The 18,105-nt window shown below is 74.3% G+C and carries 14 protein-coding genes; 6 read left to right on the forward strand and 8 right to left on the reverse strand.

Going from position 1 to position 18,105, the window contains the following annotated elements; translation table 11 throughout:
* Window positions 1–96: 96 nt before the first annotated feature.
* Entirely contained in the window at window positions 97–1,683 is a 1,587-nt protein-coding gene (locus IF45_RS0121140; protein ID WP_030308949.1) for an alpha/beta hydrolase, read from the forward strand.
* A gap of 315 nt (window positions 1,684–1,998) precedes the next feature.
* Window positions 1,999–3,615, forward strand: a complete 1,617-nt coding sequence (locus IF45_RS0121145; protein WP_030308950.1) for an alpha/beta hydrolase — start codon at window positions 1,999–2,001, stop codon at window positions 3,613–3,615.
* Window positions 3,616–3,730: 115 nt separating this feature from the next.
* Here IF45_RS0121145 and moeZ read toward each other — a convergent pair whose 3' ends face one another.
* The 7 genes from moeZ to IF45_RS0121180 all read right to left on the reverse strand — a co-directional run bounded on the left by moeZ (window position 3,731) and on the right by IF45_RS0121180 (window position 14,983).
* Window positions 3,731–4,909, reverse strand: coding sequence for an adenylyltransferase/sulfurtransferase MoeZ (moeZ, locus tag IF45_RS0121150; protein ID WP_008409896.1), 1,179 nt, complete (start codon window positions 4,907–4,909; stop codon window positions 3,731–3,733).
* Between the two features lie 81 nt (window positions 4,910–4,990).
* Window positions 4,991–5,740 (reverse strand): spherulation-specific family 4 protein, encoded by a 750-nt coding sequence (locus IF45_RS0121155; protein ID WP_003950718.1) that lies wholly within the window; start codon window positions 5,738–5,740, stop codon window positions 4,991–4,993.
* A complete protein-coding gene (locus tag IF45_RS0121160; protein ID WP_008409892.1) occupies window positions 5,728–6,744 on the reverse strand; it encodes an SDR family oxidoreductase in 1,017 nt (338 codons plus the stop codon). The genes IF45_RS0121155 and IF45_RS0121160 overlap by 13 nt, the downstream gene beginning before the upstream one ends.
* 141 nt (window positions 6,745–6,885) lie before the next feature.
* On the reverse strand, window positions 6,886–8,205 hold the full coding sequence (locus tag IF45_RS0121165; protein ID WP_030308951.1) for a hypothetical protein: 1,320 nt from the start codon (window positions 8,203–8,205) through the stop codon (window positions 6,886–6,888).
* A gap of 76 nt (window positions 8,206–8,281) precedes the next feature.
* Window positions 8,282–12,388 (reverse strand): glycosyltransferase, encoded by a 4,107-nt coding sequence (locus IF45_RS0121170; RefSeq protein WP_030308953.1) that lies wholly within the window; start codon window positions 12,386–12,388, stop codon window positions 8,282–8,284.
* A gap of 199 nt (window positions 12,389–12,587) precedes the next feature.
* Window positions 12,588–13,922 (reverse strand): DUF3152 domain-containing protein, encoded by a 1,335-nt coding sequence (locus IF45_RS0121175; RefSeq protein WP_015507135.1) that lies wholly within the window; start codon window positions 13,920–13,922, stop codon window positions 12,588–12,590.
* Window positions 13,923–13,930: 8 nt separating this feature from the next.
* Window positions 13,931–14,983 carry an alpha/beta fold hydrolase gene (locus IF45_RS0121180; RefSeq protein ID WP_003950712.1) on the reverse strand — a complete coding sequence of 351 codons (1,053 nt, stop codon included), beginning with the start codon at window positions 14,981–14,983 and terminating at the stop codon, window positions 13,931–13,933.
* Between the two features lie 247 nt (window positions 14,984–15,230).
* Here IF45_RS0121180 and IF45_RS0121185 point away from each other — a divergent pair, with 247 nt between their 5' ends.
* From IF45_RS0121185 to IF45_RS0121200, 4 genes are all read left to right on the forward strand, one after another.
* Window positions 15,231–15,452, forward strand: a complete 222-nt coding sequence (locus IF45_RS0121185) for an Rv3202a family protein (RefSeq protein ID WP_015507136.1) — start codon at window positions 15,231–15,233, stop codon at window positions 15,450–15,452.
* A gap of 206 nt (window positions 15,453–15,658) precedes the next feature.
* Window positions 15,659–16,300 (forward strand): TetR/AcrR family transcriptional regulator, encoded by a 642-nt coding sequence (locus IF45_RS0121190; protein ID WP_003950710.1) that lies wholly within the window; start codon window positions 15,659–15,661, stop codon window positions 16,298–16,300.
* 142 nt (window positions 16,301–16,442) lie between these two features.
* On the forward strand, window positions 16,443–16,673 hold the full coding sequence (locus tag IF45_RS0121195; RefSeq protein ID WP_008407951.1) for a DUF3107 domain-containing protein: 231 nt from the start codon (window positions 16,443–16,445) through the stop codon (window positions 16,671–16,673).
* Between the two features lie 289 nt (window positions 16,674–16,962).
* Window positions 16,963–17,238 carry a hypothetical protein gene (locus tag IF45_RS0121200; protein WP_010642473.1) on the forward strand — a complete coding sequence of 92 codons (276 nt, stop codon included), beginning with the start codon at window positions 16,963–16,965 and terminating at the stop codon, window positions 17,236–17,238.
* A 19-nt stretch (window positions 17,239–17,257) separates the two neighbouring features.
* On the opposite strand, the gene IF45_RS0121205 is transcribed toward IF45_RS0121200, so the two are convergent.
* Window positions 17,258–17,989 carry a ferritin-like fold-containing protein gene (locus IF45_RS0121205; RefSeq protein WP_008407955.1) on the reverse strand — a complete coding sequence of 244 codons (732 nt, stop codon included), beginning with the start codon at window positions 17,987–17,989 and terminating at the stop codon, window positions 17,258–17,260.
* Between the last annotated feature and the right edge of the window lie 116 nt (window positions 17,990–18,105).

Raw genomic sequence — 18,105 nt, forward strand, 5'->3', positions numbered from 1 at the left:
GAGCGCGGGGGCGTGCCCGTGGCGTGGGGGGGGCGTACTCACTCGCACGGACCCCGCCCCGCGCGCCGGGGAGGTGCGACGCGCAGGATGGGGGGCATGCCGACTCGCCCCCACTGCAGCCGCACCCTCCTGCTCTCCACCGCACTGGTGCTCGCCGTCGCCGCCTCGGTCTCCGCCTGCTCGGACTCCGGGAGCGACGAGCCGGGCAGCCAGAACGGCTCCACGGCGGCCGGCGGGCTCGCCTCGCAGAAGCTCGACTGGTCGAACTGCAAGGCCCCCGACGACGCCCAGGGCGGCGGTACGGCGCCCTCGCCGCTGCCGGGCGGCACCGAGTGGCAGTGCGCGACGATGAAGGCACCTCTCGACTGGGACCGCCCGGACGGCGACACCCTCGACCTCGCGCTCGTGCGGGCGAAGACCAGCGCCAAGGACAAGGACCAGCGCATCGGTTCGCTCATCTTCAACTTCGGCGGACCGGGCGGTTCCGGGGTGAGCACCCTCCCGGCCTTCGGCGACAGCTACGAGACGCTGCGCAAGCGGTACGACCTGGTCAGCTTCGACCCTCGCGGGGTGGGCCGCAGCTCACCGGTCACCTGCCTCGACGACGAGCAGCTGGACGACTTCTTCCAGGCCGACTCGACACCTGACGACGCGGCCGAACGGGCCGACCTGATGAAGCGGACGAAGCAGTTCAACAACGCCTGCGAGAAGAACTCCGGCACGGTCCTGCCGCAGGTGGCCACCACCGACGCGGCCCGCGACATGGACCTGATGCGCCAGGTGCTCGGCGACGAGAAGCTCCACTACATGGGCATCTCCTACGGCACCGAGCTGGGCGGCGTCTACGCCCACCTGTTCCCGGACAAGGTCGGGCGCGCGGTCTTCGACGCGGTCGTGGACCCGACGCAGAACGCCGAGCAGGGCTCGCTGGGCCAGGCCAAGGGGTTCCAGCTCGCGCTCGACAACTACGCCGAGGCGTGCACGGCGACGACCGAGGAGTGCCCGGTCGGCTCGGACCCCGAGGACGTGAAGAAACGCATCGCCGACCTGCTGGCCTCGCTCGACAAGAAGCCGCTGCCCGCGGACGGCGAGCGCAAGCTGACCCAGTCCGCCGCCCTGAACGGCATCGCCCAGTCCCTCTACTCCGAGGACTTCTGGGAGTACCTGACGCAGGGTCTGGAGGACGCCTACGACGGGGACGGACGCATCCTGCTGGCCCTCTCGGACAGCATGACCGGCCGGAACCTGAACGGGAGCTACAGCAATCTGCAGGCCGCCAACATCGCCATCAACTGCGCCGACGACAAGCCCCGCTACACCGAGGCCGACGTCCGCGAGAAGCTCCCCGAGTTCCGCAAGGCCTCCCCGGTCTTCGGCGACTTCCTCGCCTGGGGTCTGCTGAGCTGTACCGACTGGCCGGTGTCCGGCGCGGCCGAGCACCCCGACGTGTCGGCCGAGGGCTCCGCGCCCATCGTCGTCATCGGCAACACCGGGGACCCCGCGACCCCTTACGAGGGCGCGCGGCAGATGGCCAGGGCGCTCGGGAAGGGCGTCGGGATCGAGATCACCTACAAGGGCCAGGGCCACGGCGCCTACGACAGCGGCAACGCCTGCGTCCGCAAGGCGGTCGACGGCTACCTGCTGAACGGAACCGTGCCGCAGAGCGGGACCGTCTGCTCCTGACAAGGTTCCGAGCTGGGCCGCACGGGCGGTGGCGGGAGCGCTGTTGGCTCCCGCCACCGCCCATCTCCGTCCGCGGCCCCGCATATCAGCGGGACGCCCGCTCGCGCGAAACAGCTACTCTGCGCCGCCGCCCGCGAAAGTAAACCTCACGCCTTCTCGCAGCCGTGAACCGCCTTCCACCTGCCCCTTTACGAATACGGACTCACCAGCTCCAGAAGTCCCACCCATTCCCCCTTGATCACTCTCAGTAGCCATCCCTACGATGGCGAAGCCGTCCCGAACTCCCGGTACGGCTGGGGAATCACGGGGGAAACCATGAAGCCTGGACGCCTGCTGCGCGCTGCCACCCTGCTGTTCGCGGGCCTGCTCGTCGCCACCGCCACGCTCGGCTGCACGGCCGAGGAGCGCCCGGAGGCCGAGTCTCCGCCGCCCACCGGCGGTGACGCCCCTCCGGGCTCCTCCGGACCCACCACCCCGGCGCCGGGTCCGGGCGTGGCGAAGGGCGACCCGCCCTTGCCGGAGAAACTGACGGCCCAACGCCTCAAGTGGGGCGCCTGCAAGGCCCGCGCCGGTACGCCCGCGCCGGGCTCCGCATGGCGCTGCGCCACCCTGCGGGTCCCGCTGGACTACGCCGAACCACGGGGCGACACCCTCGGCATCGCCCTGATCAAGACGGACACCACCGGTCCCGAGGACCGCCGCATCGGCTCCCTGCTCTTCAACTTCGGCGGCCCCGGCGGCTCCGGAGTCGACATGCTCCCGGCCTTCGCCCCGGGGTACGAACGGCTCCGCGCCCGGTACGACCTGGTGAGCTTCGATCCCCGTGGCGTGGGAGGAAGTTCCGGCATCCGGTGCCGCGACGACCGGGAGGTCGCCGCCTCGGAGGCGCGGGTGGACCTCACGCCGGACGACGCGGCCGAGGAGAAGGTCTACTTCGAGGACGCGGCCGACTTCGGCCGGGGCTGCGCCGAGGGCGCCGGCGACCTTCTCCCCCGGGTCGGCACGGCCGAGGCCGCCCGCGACCTGGACCTGCTGCGGCACACCCTCGGAGACCGGACCCTGCACTACTTCGGGATCTCCTACGGCACCCAGCTGGGCGCCGCCTACGCCCACCAGTTCCCCGGCCGGGCGGGGCGCCTCGTCCTGGACGCCGCGGTGGACCCCGAGGCGGACATGATCGGCCACGCGCGGAACCAGACCATCGGCTTCCAGCGGGCCCTGGACAACTACCTGCGCGGCGAGGGACGCGATCCCCGGCAGGGCAGCCGTGAGATCGCCGCTCTGCTGAAGCGGATCGACCGCGAACCGCTGCCGACGGCGTCGGGGAGGAAGCTGACGGAGTCCCACGCCCTCACCGGGATCATCAACACGCTCTACAGCGAGCTGAGCTGGCCCCGCCTCACCGAGGCGCTGGACCAGGCGGAGCGAGGGTCGGGAACCGCCCTGCTCCGGCTCGCCGACGCGTACAACGACCGTGACGAACAGGGGCGTTACGGCACGCAGGGTCACGCACAACGGGCGATATCCTGCGCCGACGATCCCGGCCGGCCGACTCCTGAGGAGGCCCGGAAGCTGTTGCCCGAGTTCCGGAGCATCTCGCCGGTCTTCGGGGAGTTCCTCGCCTGGGACACCGCCGGCTGGTGCCACGAGTGGCCGGTCGACGGAGTGGCCGAGCCCCCGGGGGTGGCGGCGAAGGGCGCCTCGCCGGTGCTGGTCGTCGGCACCACGGGCGACCCGGCGACGCCCTACGAAGGCGCGCGGCGCCTCGCCGACGGGCTGGGCGAGGGAGTCGGCGTCCTCCTCACCCATCGGGGAGAGGGGCACAGTGCCTACGGATCGGGCAGCGGCTGCGTGGACCGGACCGTGGACGCCTACCTGCTGGAGGGCACCGTCCCGAAGGACGGCAAGGAGTGCGCGGCGGACAAGCGGTGAAAGCAACGCGAGGCCCGTCCGCCTCGCGGGCGGACGGGCCTCGGGCCTCGTCACGGTGACGGCTCCCTCGGCGGGCGCTCACCCGGGGGACCGGGCGGCCGAGGTGACGTCGGACTCAGTAGACGGGCTTCTCCGGCTCGATCTGGTTGACCCAGCCGATCACGCCGCCGCCCACGTGGACGGCGTCCGAGAAACCGGCCGACTTCAGCACGGCGAGGACTTCCGCACTGCGGACACCCGTCTTGCAGTGCAAGACGATCTTCTTGTCCTGCGGGAGGTCCTGGAGGGCGGTGCCCATGAGGAACTCGTTCTTGGGGATCAGGCGGGCGCCCGGGATGGAGACGATCTCGTACTCGTTCGGCTCGCGGACGTCGATGATCTCGATGCTCTCGTCGTCGTCGATCCACTCCTTGAGCTGCTTGGGAGTGATCGTCGAACCGGCGGCGGCCTCCTGGGCCTCGTCGGAGACGACGCCGCAGAACGCCTCGTAGTCGATGAGCTCGGTGACGGTGGGGTTCTCGCCGCAGATCGCGCAGTCGGGGTCCTTGCGGACCTTGACCTGGCGGTACTGCATCTCCAGGGCGTCGTAGATCATCAGGCGGCCGACCAGCGGGTCGCCGACACCGGCGAGGAGCTTGATGGCCTCGGTGACCTGGATGGAGCCGACCGACGCGCAGAGCACGCCGAGGACGCCGCCCTCGGCGCAGGACGGGACCATGCCGGGGGGCGGGGGCTCCGGGTAGAGGCACCGGTAGCAGGGGCCGTGCTCGGACCAGAAGACCGACGCCTGGCCGTCGAAGCGGTAGATGGAACCCCAGACGTACGGCTTGTTCAGCAGGACGCAGGCGTCGTTGACCAGGTAGCGGGTGGCGAAGTTGTCGGTGCCGTCCACGATCAGGTCGTACTGGCTGAAGATGTCCATCACGTTGTCGGCCTCAAGCCGCATCTCGTGAAGGATCACGTCCGTGTACGGGTTGATGCCCTTGACCGTGTCGCGGGCGGACTCGGCCTTGGAGCGGCCGATGTCGGCCTGGCTGTGGATGATCTGGCGCTGGAGGTTCGACTCGTCGACCTCGTCGAACTCGATGATCCCCAGCGTGCCCACGCCGGCGGCGGCCAGGTACATGAGAGCGGGCGAACCGAGGCCGCCGGCGCCCACACAGAGCACCTTGGCGTTCTTCAACCGCTTCTGCCCGTCCATCCCCACGTCGGGAATGATCAGGTGGCGGGAGTACCTGCGGACCTCGTCGACGGTGAGCTCAGCAGCTGGCTCGACCAGGGGTGGCAGCGACACGGGGACTCCGTTGGTCGATCGGGGACAGGACAACCCCCGCACGGGCGGGGACCACTAGCCGTAACACTGCCACGCCCTTCTTCATTCCGAGACACCCGTTCCGACCTGCGAGACAATCGCGTCCCAGTAGCCGGGCATGGTCTCCCAGCAGGCACTTCGGCTCTCCTTGGCGGTCCGGTCGGTGAACCAGATGGTGCCCGCCCCCTGCCAGCGGGCGATGCGCAGCGCCTGGGCGAGGTGGCCGCGCGGCAGGCCGTGGACGAGATGGCAGAAGCGCTCCGGAGGGTAGGCGGCGGTCCACTCGGGCGCCTGGGACCAGCGGTAGTCGTGCCAGGGGCCGCTGAAGGTCACCAGCTGGTCGGCGACCTCGGCGTACCCGGGGTGCGGGTGGGTGCCGTGGGCGGTGACCAGGTGCCCGCCGCCGAGCAGGTCCCGCAGTGCTCCGACGACGCGCCGCAGCTCGGGGAGGGCGGCGCGTTCGGTGGGGCAGCGGTCCAGGTAGAAGCCGTCGACGAGGTACCAGTCGCGGAAGCGGTGGGCGTCGGAGAGGAGGGCACCGAAGCTCCGCTGGCCGCCCGCCAGATCGAGCTGCCCCACCACTCGGACCTGCGCGTTCCGCAGACGGCCGGCGGCTTCCAGGCAGTGCGGGTCGGGGCGTTCGCCGGGGCCGTCGGCGACGTTGAGGACGGTCCAGTGGACGCCCGCACCGACACTCGGCAGGGCATCCCACTCGCGCGGGGCCAGCAGGGGGTGGGCGTACCCGGGGACACCGAGACGGAGTTCCCCGGCGCTGACGGCGGGCTGGGTGTCGGGCTGGGTCAGATACGGCACGCCGCCTCCATCCAGATGTCGGCGAGGGACTCCTCCAGGTTGATCCGCGGCCGCCAGCCGAGGCGGTCTCGGGCGGTACGGACATCGGCCTGCTGCCAGCTCCCGCAACCGTCGGGGTACGGGTACGCGGCGGGCGAGGGGGCGAGGTCCGGGTCCGGGCGGGGGTGGCCGATGGCGGCCCGGAGTCCGCCCTGGCCGTGGTCGGCGCGGGGGTGGAGGCCCGTGGAGGCGGCGGACGGATATCCGGAAGGGGTGTCCAGTTCGTGCAGGGCCCCGCCGTAACCGGCGACGCGAGCCAGGACGGCGGCGGCGTCGCGGAGGCGGACGGCGCGGCCGGAACCGATGTTGATCACGCCTTGGGCGGCGGAGAGGGAGGCGGCATGGACGGCCCGGGCCACGTCGCGGACGTCGACGAAGTCACGCTGCACCCCGAGGCCGCCGAGCTTCAGTTCGCCGTCCCCGGACTGCATGGCCCGGCGCATCGCCTCGGCGAGCCGGCCGAGGGGCGAGCCGGCGGGGGTGCCGGGTCCTGCGGGCGAGAAGACGCGCAGCACGACGGCGTCGAGTCCGGAGCCGAGGACGAGTTCGGTGGCGGCGAGTTTGCTCACGCCGTAGGGACCACCGGGGCGGGGTACGGCGTCCTCGGCGGTGGAGGAGCCCGGCTGGCTCGGCCCGTACTCGGCGCCGCAGCCGATCTGGACGAGGCGGGCGCCGCAGCCGCTGCGCCGCAGGGCCTCGCAGACGGTGGCGACGGCGACGGTGTTGTGCCGGGTCAGTTCGCGGGCTCCGGCGCGGGTGGCCCCGGCGCAGTTGACGACCACCCCGGGGTGGACGGCGTCGAGGAACCGGGTGAGCGCGCCGGGACTGCCGGTGGAGAGGTCGAACCGCACGTCGGCGTCGTCGCCCCGGCCCAGCGCGGTGAGCTGGACGGCGGGGTCGGCGAGCAGGCGGTCGGCGACGAAGCGGCCGATGTATCCGTTGGCTCCGATCAGCAGCACTCTCATCGGTGGGCTCCCCAGCTGTTCCGGCGTCGGCTGGTCGTCATCTGGTGGTCTCCTTCGGAAGGGGCGTGGTTCGGGTGCGGCGCCGTGCGCTCCGTCGGCCCTGGCGCACGGGAGCGTGTCCGGCGCGGGCGGCCGTGCGGGTCAGCGGGTGCCGGGGTCGGTGTGGGCGGAGGCCCGGGAGAGCGCCGGTACGGCACGGCCCAGCAGGGCGAAGGCGGCGACGGCGCAGGCCAGCGTGGGTACCGCCTCGGCGCCGCACACCTCGATGAGCGTCTCGGCGGGGACGGCGAGGAAGCCGCAGCCGGGGAGCCGGGAGGCGAGGACACTGCACAGCACGGCCAGTTCGACGCCGGCCGCGGTGGCCAGGGCGACGGTGGGCATGGCCCGGTGCCCGTGCACCAGGAGCAGGCGGGCCAGGAGCAGCAGGGCGCCCAGGGCTCCGGCGCCCCCGAGGGCCGGGGGTGCTCCGAGCGCCGCTCCGGCCAGCGCGAGCAGCCCGGCCAGCGCGGCGAGGTAGCAGGTCAGGGAGGCGAGCAGCAGTGGCCGGGTGGCCGCGGCGAACTCCCCGAGCCCCCGGCTGCGGGCCAGCCTGCGGCGGGCGCCCCCGGTGAAGAGCCGGGCGCAGAGCACCGCCGGCCACACCGCCAGGGCGAGACCGAGGGCGGTCGCGGTGTCCACCGGCCAGAGCCGGTCGGGGCCGCCACGGACGGCGGCGTCGAGGAGGCCGTCCCCGAGGACGGCGTAGCCCAGCAGCCAGAGGGTGGCGAGCCGTACGGTTACCCCGGCCGGACGGGGGCTGCGCAGCGGGCCGTGCCGCAGGCAGAGCTGCACGGCACTGAGGACGGCGAGGACGCCCGCCACCACGGCGAGGGTCCTGGCCCGGCCGGGTGGCGCCTGCGCGAGACCGGCGAGCAGCCCGGCACAGAGGGCTCCCGGCAGGGCGGGCAGCAGGACGAGGGTGAGCAGCCGCGACGGTCCCGCGGCGGCGCCTGCCACCGGTTCGGGCACGGCGTGCGCCAGGGCCGGTGGGGCGGAGCGGTCCGAGCTGTGGCGGGGCACCCGGGCGTACATCTCTTCCGCCAGCGAGAAGACGTCCCGGTGCCGGAAGTGGGCGGCGGTGCGGTCCGTCATCCCGTGGGCTTCCAGTGCGGCGGCGATCTCCAGCGGGTCGACGGCGCGGGCGCAGAGTTCGCGGTGGCGGTGCATGAGCGCCTTGACCGGGTCTCCGCCGGGAGGGGCCGCTGTGCCGGGGCCGCCGCTTCCCTGAGCTGGGCTGTCGCCGGTGCCGGACGCGGAGCCGGCGGCGGTGTCGCCGGAGGGGCCGGGGCCCGCGTAGAGCGCGCCGGGGGCGCCGGGGCCCGCGAGGTTCCGGACCGGATCGGGCTCCCCCGGCCCGGTGTGGGCGGGTTGGGCGGGGCGGCTGGCCGCGTCGAGCGGGCCCGGGGCGTGGTGCGTGGTCATGGGGTGTGCTCCCTGCGATTCCTCAGCGGCCTGGCCGCGGTGGAGGGCGCGACGGCACCCTCCGTCGTTCCTGCGCTCATCCCCACGCCTCCCCGCTCACGGGGGCCGCCGGGGCACCGGGGCGCGCGGCAGTCGGTGCGGCGCCGGGGTGCGCGGGGAAAGCCGGGGCGTCCGGGCGCGTGGCGAGGGCCGGGCCGTCGGGGCGCGCCGAGAACGCTCCGGGGTGCGAAGGGGCGGATGCCCCCGCGTCGGGACACCGGGCTTCGGGGCGCATGGCAGCGACCGGGCCGCCAGGGTGCGCGCCCTCTCCGGGGGCTTCGGGCCGCCCGGCGACCTCCGGGGCGCCTGGATGCGCAGCGCCGACCGGACCGCCAGAGTGCGCACCATCCACGGCAGCGTCAGGGGACCCGGCGAACTCCGGAACACCGGGCCGCGCAACACCGGCCGGGCCGCTGGCGTGCGCGCCAGCAACGGGGGCATCGAGGCACTCGGCCGACTCAGGTGCGTCCAGCCGCGCGGCCCCAACCTGTCCGCCATGCCGCGCACCGTCCACAGGGACGTCAGGACATCCCCCGGACTCCGGAACACCCGGAACATCCGGAAGCCCAGCACGAACCGGCCCCCCGGAGTGCCCACCGTCCACGAGAGAGCCGGGACCCCGGCCGAACTCCGGAACACCTGAACGTGCGCCGGACGCAGCCGTACCGGACCCCGTTACGGACGCGGAGCCGTCGCAGTACCCGTCCGCCCCCACGACACCGGCCCCCGGCCCCTCCGCTGAGCCGTCCAGGCACACGTCGGAACCCGGAGAAGCAGGGTGCGAGTTGGAGACCGGACCGACCGAGCGGGCAGCGGGACCCTCCGTACCGAGGTGCAGGCCGTTCCCCCGGCCATGCGCCCCCGAAGCAGAGCCCGGGGAATCCCAGCCCAAGCCAGAGATCGAGCCGTCCGAGCCCAGCCCGTCCTCCGAGCCACCCGACCTCGGGCCCCGTCCCCGCGCCCCGTCCCCCGAGCCGGACACCGAGTTGTGCGAGCCCGCAGCAGAACCCACTGAAACGGAAGCCAAGTTTCCCGCAACCCCAGCTGAACCGCCCGAGTGCGAGGCAGCCCCCGCAACCCCCGGATACCAACCGGCCGCAGAGCCACCCGGACCCGATACGGAACTCCCGGCACCGGCACGCGATCCCAGGTCGGGCCGAAGGTCGTCCGGGCGTGCGGGTGCCTGAACGGAAGCATCGGCGCCGACAGTGGGCTGCACGGCTGTCGGGCCGTGGGTCGCGGTGCGGGAAGCCGACGCGACGGCCAAGCTGTCAGTCGGCCAGGGACGGGCGTCCGGAGCAGGGACCTGGGCCCCACCTGTAAGACGTCCCGAACTGCCGGCCTCCGCACGAACCGCGCCTGGCCCCCTGCCGGACCCCGGCTCGCCAGTCGTGGAGGCGGGCACGGGTCCCACGAACTCCCGGTCACCGTCACGGGCCGGACCGTCAGCGTGCTGGGCGCTGGGCCTGCCGCCGCCCCATCCCCCCGTCGCGGCGCCAGCGTCCAGGGCCTCACCCTCAACAGGAGCCGACAGCACCGAGCCGACGCCCGGGGCGTGGGCCCCTGCGAAAGCGGTCCCGGCTCGGCCGAAACCCAGTTCAGCTCCCAGGCCAAGGCCCCCGGCCGGGTCCCCCTCGATCGCGGAGCCAGGAGCGAGCCGCCCCCCAACCCAGTCGCGGCCGGAAGCCCCGGGCGCCGCACAGAAACCCGTCCCGGCATCCCCGCCCTCGGCCGCAGGCACATCCCGCCCCGCCACAACCCGCGCAGGCCCCTCGCCAACGCCAACACCCGCACCCGCACCCGCACCCGACGACGCCCACCCAACGCCCCCCGGCTCCAAGCCGGAAGACACGTCCATCCCCTCCACCGACGCCCCCTCAACACCGCCGCCGGACCAGCCCCCCGGCTCGCCCCCAGCCCCACCGGCCAACCCGATCGACCCCGACCCACCAGACCCCCCGTACCCCTCTCCCTCAGAGAACCGCTCCCCCGATCCCGCGCCCCCCGAAGCCCCGTCCCTCCACCGCTCCCCCAGAAAGGCAGGCCCCGTGGCCGCCTCATAGGCCTTCGCGCCGTCAGGCCCGGGCCCCTTCACCGGTTCCCCGGCCGGAAGCCCCTTCGGCCCCCGTCCGTCCGCGGAAACCCCGCCCCGGTCCCGGTGCGCTTCCCCGTGCCCGTCCCCAGCACGTCCCGCCGCGAACACCGGCCCCCCGGCCGCAGCCTCACCGGGCTCCTCCCCCTCGGCGAGCACGCCGTCCTTCGCAGCGGAGCCCCGATGCGAAGCAGCAGCCCCCCGTGCCGCACCGCCCTGCGCGTCTTCCCGTCGGGCCGCCGCGGTTTCGTCCAGCACGGCCCAGGTCGGGACGCGGCGGAGTTCTGCTCCGCTGGCGGTGACGGGGGTGCGGGGGCGGGCCCCGGTCGCTTCGGCGTCGGTGGCCAGGGGGCCGGGGGCGCGGAGTTCGGATGCGGGTGCGCCCCAGGTGCCGGGGGGCTTGGCGGTGTTCGGGTGGGCGGCCTCGGCCCAGGTGCCGCGTACCCGGGTCTCCGCCGGGTGGGCGAAGGGCATCGGGGTGCCTTCCTCGTCGGTGTGGGGGCGGCGGACCGGGTAGTGGGAGACGATCTCCAGGTAGAGCGCGCGGAAGCGTTCGACGTTCTGGTCGACGGAGAAGAGTTCCAGGGCGCGGGAGCGGGCGGCGGCGCCGAGGCGGTCGCGGCGGGCGGGGTCGCGGAGCAGCGCGAGGCACGCCTCGGCGAGGGCGTCCGGGTCCTTGGGCGGCACGACGAGGCCCGTACCGCCGACCGCCTCGACGACGGCGCCGACCTCGGTGGAGACGGTGGCGCGGCCGCAGAGCATCGCCTCGACCACGCTGACCGGGAAGCCTTCGACCACGCTGGAGAGGACGACGACGGCGCCGGACCCGTAGGCGGCGGCCAGGTCGGCGGAGCCCGCCTCGGCCTCGCCGGGTTCCTCGAAGCTGACGGCGCCGTCCTCGGGGCAGAGTTCGCGGGCCAGTTCGCGGCAGTGGGCCAGGTAGGCGGCGCCCTCGGCGTCTCCGGGGACGAGCCGGCCGACCAGGCGCAGCCGTGTCGCAGGCTCGGCGCGGCGGACCTCGGCGAAGGCGTGCAGCAGCATGACGAGGTCCTTGCCGGGCTCGAACCGCCCCACCCAGACCAGCGTGCGGGGATCACCCGCCGGGCCTTCGCCGACCTCCGCGAAGGGCGTCGCGTCGAGCCCGGGGTGGACGGTGCGCAGCCGGTGCCGCTCGGCCCCGCACCGCTCCTGCCAGCGGCGGACGTGGGCGCTGCCGGGGGTGATCAGGGCGGCCTGGTCGTAGACCTCGCCGGTGAGGAGCTGGTGGAAGGCGGCGCCCAGGGCGCGGACGGCGGGGGTCGAGCTTCGGCCGGCGGCGGCGAGGTAGTGACTGCGCAGCGGGACGTGGTGCTCGGTGACGAGCAGGGGGACGCCGAAGAAGTGCAGGGCGAGCAGGCCGGGCAGGGCGGCGGTGCCCCCGGAGGCGGCGTGGCAGAGGTCGACGCTGCCGAGTCCGCCCCATCCCGCGCCCCCGGAGTGCGCCCCGCGGGCGTCGCTCTCGGCGTACCAGTCGAGCGAGAGGGGCCGCAGGGCGCCTTCGATGAGGGCGGCGACGGCGAGGAGGTCGGGGACGCGGGCGTCGTGGGCGGCGCGCAGGGCTCCGGGGGCCCGGCAGGCGCGTTCGAGGATGCGGACGGCGTCCTCGGAGCGCAGCGCCGCGACCAGGCCGCCTTCCTCGCGGGCCAGGTCGGCGAGGCCGTAGAGCCCCTTGCGGAAACGGTCCTTCTGGGCGCGGAGCGCTTCCTCGTCCGTCCGGGGTGCTCCGGAGCAGACGGCGGCGGCGAGGTCGGCGTAGTGGGCGTGGAGGCGGCGGCGGGCGCGGCGGCCGTGGGTGACGCCGTCCTCCTCGGCGCACCAGAGGGGCGCGGTGCGGACCCGGTGGATCTCCGGCGGGAGCGGCACCCAGCCGGACTCCTCCTGGGAGGCGGTGCGGCTGAGGGCGTAGAGGTCGAACTCGTGGGGTGCGAGCCCGCGCACGAGCCGGTCGCACCACAGTCCGCCCTCGCCGTCCGCGTACGGGTAGCCACCCTCGGTCAGCAGTCCGATGCGCATCTGTCCACCTCCGATCTCCCGTGCGGGGAGCCGCCGTTGTCGTCCCGCCGGGGGCATCGGCCCCGCAGCGGGATGAACGTATGCGGACAGGAGGGTGGTACGACGGACGGTTGTCCGTCGCGCCATCAAAAGGGGTGAACGGGCGTAACTTTCCCTGCGCCCGGCCGTTCAGCGTGCTGACCGGCCGGGGAGGCGCGGGTCAGTTGGGGTAGGCCCAGGGGTTGGCCTTGCAGGTGATCCCGTCCATGGACAGGAACTTGGTCTGCTGCTGCATCACCGGCGCCAGCGCGCCGTCGCGGCTGCAGCTGACGTGGTTGAAGCCGAGCCGGTGGCCGATCTCGTGGTTGATGAGCATCTGGCGGTACGCGTGTATGGCGTCGCCGTAGGTCTCGGCGCCCTGGGCCCAGCGGTAGGCGTTGATCATCACGCGGTCGGTGGAGGCCGAGTCGCAGGAGACGTTGTCGATGGTGGTGTCCAGGCCGGACTTGGCGCACCATTCGGCGGTGGTGCCGGGGCTGGCCAGGGTGATGACGAAGTCCGGCTGGCCGGAGTCGATCCGCTCGAAGGTGCGGGCGCCGTCGTGGGACCAGCTGCGGTCGTCGTTGAGCGTCTTCTGCACGGCTTCGGCGAACAGCTTGCCGTCGAGGCCCAGGCCCTTCTCGACGTCGACGCGGTAGCGGAAGAGCCGTCCCTTGCCGGGGGCCTTCTCGATGCCGCGGACCGCCGCGAAATCGCCGTCGGCGGTCAGGTCGGGGTCGAGCGGCAACTTCTCGCCCATCCGCTGCTGGTAGCTGGGGGCGGCCTTCGGCGCGGGCGCCGGCGAGGCGGGCGTGGGGCGGCCCTCGGAGCGTGAGGCGGTGCCCTCGGCGGCCCGGCCGGAGTGGTCGGCGGCGGACCGGGAGCCGGCCCCGTCGTCCTGGCCGCCGAGCAGCTGCCCGCCGACGACCACCGCGAGCACGGTGACCACGGCGGCGGCGCCGATCCCGGCGGCGGCCCAGCCGCGTCCGGCGCGGCGGCGGTCGGGCCCGGCGGGCTCGCCGCCGTCCTCGTCGTCCCCGTCGCCACCGTGGCCGCCGTCCGCGCCGGCCGGGGCGGGAGTCTCCTCGGGGGCGAAGAAGTCGCCGGAGGCGTACGCCGTCGCGCCCGGAGTGCGCCCGTCGCGCTCCTCCGTCACCTGGACGGGGGACCTGCGAGGCGCTCCGGGCGCGAAGAGGTCCTCGTCCTCGAAGGCGTCGAGGTACTCCTGGCGTGGCCCGGGCATCTCCCGGCCGCCGCCGCGAGGGGCCGCCGCGGCCCGTCCGTACGGGGCGCCGCCCCAGCCTCCGCCGGGTTCGCGCTGTTCGGGGTGGCCGCCGCGGACGCCCTCGGGGGCGAGCGGCGGCGGGACGGGCGTGGTGCCGGGCGCCGCCGGGCGGGTGGCTCCGGGTGGCGGCCCGTCGGCCGGGTACTGCTCGGTGGCGCCGGTGTCGCCCGGCCTGGCCCGCCCCTGCGCGGCGGACCCGGCGGACGACGAGGGGCGACGGTGACGTCCCACGCGCGGGTTCAGCTCCCCTGGCTCGGGTCGCCCGCGCCGTCGGCGGGCGACACTTCGTCTGCGGTCGCGGCGGCGGAGCCGGTGCTGCGGCGGGAAACGGGCGGCAGGGTCTCCCCCGCGTCCGCGAGCAGCTCACGGACGGCGGCCGCGACCTCGTCCGGATACTCCATCATGGCGACGTGCCCGGCGTCCGGGAGAGTCAGCAGCCGGGACCCGCGGAAGGCGACCGCGGCACGGCGCGCCATCCGGTAGCCGACGAGCCGGTCCCGGCCGCCGTAGACGAGCAGCGTGGGCGCGAGCACCCGGCCCGCCTGGCGCCACAGGCCGTGCTGGCCGCCGAGGGTGTAGGCGTCGACGATGCCGCGGGCCGAGCGGACCATGGCGTCCCAGAAGTACGGCAGCGCCATCCGGCGTTCCATCTCCTCGACGGCGTTGCGGAGCGCCTCGGGGGAGACCCGCGCCGGGTCGCCGTAGCAGAGGCCGAGGACGCCGCGGGTGCGCTGTTCGGCCGTCAGGTCCCGGGCGAGGCGGCCCAGCAGGGCGCCCATGCCGGGCAGGGCGAGCAGGCCGGTCGGGACGGCGGAGCGCTGGATGCGCAGCTCGGGCAGGGCCGGGGAGACCAGGGTCAGGGTGCGCACCAGGTCGGGGCGGGCGGCGGCGACGCGGGTGGAGACGGCGCCGCCCAGCGAGTTGCCGATCAGGTGGACCGGGCCGCGCCCCGCCGCGTCGAGATGGCGGATGACGGCGCGGGCGTGGGCGGTGACCGAGTAGTCGCCGTCGTCCGGCGGCGGCGAGTCGCCGAAGCCGGGCAGGTCCAGGGCCTCCCCGTCGACGGTGTCGGCCAGCAGCGGCATCAGGGCCGACCAGTTCTGCGAGGAGCCGCCGAGGCCGTGGACGTACAGGGCGGGCGGCAGGCCCTCGCGGGACGGCGGGCGCGAACGCACGGTCAGCGTGAGTCCAGGCAGGCCCACTTGGCGCAGCCGCTCACCCTCCTCGACGCGGACCGCGCTCACCTTGGGCAGTACGGCGCCGGTCACCTCGGGCAGGTCGGTCGAAGACATGCGGGCAATGTTACGAGACGATCACACCACCTTTGGCGTGTTCGGGGTCACAGGACGCGGGCGCGTCACGCCGTCACGCCCGCGCGCTCACACCGGGTGCGCGCGGGGCGACGGAGCGCGCCCGTTGCGAGGGCCCCGGGCGGGTACGCGCACCGCATCGCGTCACCCCGCCGACTCTCCTACGCTCGGAAGGCGGGGCGGAGCCCTGCTGACGCGAGACCCGAGCACCCGAGGAAAGGCGGCACCCATGACGACCGACCCGACCGGCCCCGGCAGCCCGGCGACCGAGGACGACCCGCTGCTGCGGGCGCCCGAGGGGGACACGGCCGAGCAGCGCGAGCCGGCCGACCCGGACGAGCCCGACACGGCCGAGGAGGCCCTGGAGGAGGTCGACCCCGGCACCGCCAACGAGGCGGACGTGGTGGAGCAGCTCCTGGTGGTCGAGGAGGACGAGGACGACTACCGCTGAGACCGCGCGGCCCGCGAGCCGGTCCCGCCGCACCCGGAGGCTTCTTCGTGTATGTCCGCTTCCGGCGGGATTCCGGCTGGCCACGGACGGTTCCGGAAGCGCTCACTCCGTGAAATTCTGCGCTCGCACCGCGCACGTCCCGGTTACCGAAAAGTACGATGGCCGACGCGGCGCACACCGCACACGCAACGATCTTGGGAGGCGGCGTGACAGCCATCGAGCAGACAGAGGCAGCTCGTCCGCGGGGAACACGTCTGCCGCGCCGTGCCCGCAGGAACCAGCTCCTGGGCGCGGCCCAGGAGGTCTTCGTCGCGCAGGGGTACCACGCGGCGGCCATGGACGACATCGCCGAGCGGGCGGGCGTCAGCAAGCCCGTGCTGTACCAGCACTTCCCCGGAAAGCTCGACCTCTACCTCGCCCTGCTCGACCAGCACTGCGAGGCGCTCCTGCAGGCCGTCCAGACCGCGCTGTCGTCCACCTCGGACAACAAGCTGCGGGTCGCCGCGACGATGGACGCCTACTTCGCGTACGTCGAGGACGAGGGCGGCGCCTTCCGGCTGGTCTTCGAGTCCGACCTGACCAACGAGGCGTCGGTCCGTGAGCGGGTCGACAAGGTGACGCTCCAGTGCGCCGAGGCGATCAGCGCCGTCATCGCGGAGGACACCGGGCTGCCCAAGGAGGAGTCGATGCTGCTGGCCGTGGGCCTCGGCGGCTTCTCCCAGGTGGTGGCGCGGTACTGGCTCTCCAGCGCCAGCCCGGTGCCGCGCGACAAGGCGGTCCAGCTGCTCTCCTCGCTGGCCTGGCGGGGTATCGCCGGATTCCCGAAGCACACGGAGCAGGGCGGCTGACCGGAGCCCGCCGCTCCGTCACCCCCGCCCGCTGTTCGCTACCGGCGTTCGGCCGCGGGGACCGGCGCCCGGCACGACCGGGCTAATGTGGGCGCGAAGGGCGCACTTCGCGCACAACACCGACCCTCGGAGGGACATAGCCGTGGAGGTCAAGATCGGCGTGCAGCACGCGCCGCGCGAGATCGTTCTGGAGAGCGCGCAGACCGCCGAGGAGGTCGAGAGCTCCGTGAGCGAGGCGCTCGCCGGCAAGGCGAAGCTGCTGTCCCTCACGGACGAGCACGGCCGCAAGGTCCTGGTCCCCGCGGACCGGATCGCGTACGTGGAGCTGGGCGAGCCGACCACCCGCCGGGTGGGCTTCAACGCCGCGCTGTAGGACACCTGGACTCCCCCGGCCCGCCGGGGAGCGTCCACAAGGCCGGAAGGGGCGCCTCCGCAACGGAGGCGCCCCTTCCGCATGCCCGGCGCACGCCTGCTCCGTACGGATGGCTCCGGGCGCGCACGCCGGGAGGGGCCCCGGCCCGCCCCCGCACCGCGTACGGCCCGCGCGGGGCCCCGGGACCACCCCCGAACCGATGATTGGCCCCAGGACGGCCCGGGTAGGACCGGCTACGACCGATTTGCGGCGGACGGAGCCGTCCGCGGAGCCCAGTGAGGGGGACCCAGTGATCGTGGAGACAGTCGGCGCCCTGGCCATCGGACTCGCCGTGGCGTGGCTCGCCCTGCGGCGGCTACCGCACCGGCTCCCCGACCCCCGTCTGGTCGGCCCGACCGGCGCCGCCGGCGGCCTGCTCGGCGCCTTCGTCACCCACACCGCGCTCGGCGGCGCCCAGCCGCTGGTCATCCTCGGCGGCGCGCTGGTGATGGCCCTCGCACTGCTCTCGCTGCTGGTCCGGCCCGCCGGGCGGCGGCCGGTCAGGCGGACCGCCCGGCCCGCCTGACGGGCAGGTCAGGCGCGGCTCAGGAGGCCAGGCCCAGCGCGGCCATCCGCTTGGTGTGCGCCTCGGTGATGCGGGAGAACATCCGGCCCACCTCGGCGAGGTCGAAGCCGTCGGCGAGGCCGCCGACCAGCATGGTGGAGAGGGCGTCGCGTTCGGCGACCACCCGCTGCGCCTGCGACAGCGCCTCCCCCATCAGCCGCCGGGCCCACAGCGCGAGCCGCCCGCCGAGGCGCGGGTCGTCCTCGATGGCCGCCCGGACCTTGCCGACCGCGAACTCCGCGTGGCCGGTGTCGTCGAGCACCTCCAGGACGAGGTCACGGGTGTCGGAGTCGAGCCGGACCGCGACCTCCCGGTAGAAGTCGCTGGCGATGGCGTCCCCGACGTACGCCTTGACCAGGCCCTCCAGCCAGTCCGACGGCGCGGTCTGCCGGTGGAAGCCGTCGAGGGCGGCGGCGAACGGGTCCATGGCCTCGGTCGGCTCGACGTCGATCGCGGTGAGGCGGTCGCGCAACTTCTCGAAGTGGTGGAACTCGGCGGACGCCATCTTCGCCAGCTCCGCCTTGTCGGCCACGGTGGGCGCCAGCTTGGCGTCCTCGGCGAGCCGCTCGAAGGCGGCCAGCTCACCGTAGGCGAGCGCGCCGAGCAGGTCGACGACGGCGGCCCGGTACTGGGGCTCCGCGGCGGCGGTCTCCCAGTTCTGGGCGGCGATGCCCGTGGGCGTCTCGGCTGCGGGTGTGTCGGGCGTCTCCATCAGTCTCCTAGCGAACGGCCGCCGGCGTGGGCCGGCTGCGGGAACGCGCTGTCCCCGGTCGGGTGGTCTGTCACCGCGGGGCGCGGTGCGGGCTCGACCGCACAATAGCCCGGTGA

It is taken from the genome of Streptomyces albidoflavus, assembly GCF_000719955.1.
Lineage (GTDB): Bacteria > Actinomycetota > Actinomycetes > Streptomycetales > Streptomycetaceae > Streptomyces > Streptomyces albidoflavus.